1 protein-coding gene is annotated in these 254 nt (G+C 45.3%); it reads right to left on the reverse strand.

Annotated elements, in window-relative coordinates; translation table 11 throughout:
• A partial coding sequence (locus tag E8Q33_RS16325; protein ID WP_371413306.1) for a hypothetical protein occupies positions 1 to 116 on the reverse strand: 116 nt, incomplete at its 3' end.
• Between the last annotated feature and the right edge of the window lie 138 nt (positions 117 to 254).

The raw sequence follows: 254 nt of genomic DNA on the forward strand, positions 1-254 counted from the left end.
CGAAGTGCTCCATCTGACACAATCATCCGATCAATTTTTAAGCGGTCGAATGATGCTTTTAAGACAGCAACCCCACCAGCCAATACATTAGCTCGTTCTGGACTTAAACCCTCCAATTGAAATTGATGTGATGACCAGCCTCAATCATATGAGCAATAATTTTATCCAAAGCTTCGGTGGTGATTACCCCATTTTCGCTCCAACTCTGCGCTGTTGCGATACTGGCTACTGTACGAATAGTGCCGGAAGCGCCA

The sequence above is a fragment of the Methylophaga sp. SB9B genome, from assembly GCF_004832235.1.
Lineage (GTDB): Bacteria > Pseudomonadota > Gammaproteobacteria > Nitrosococcales > Methylophagaceae > Methylophaga > Methylophaga muralis.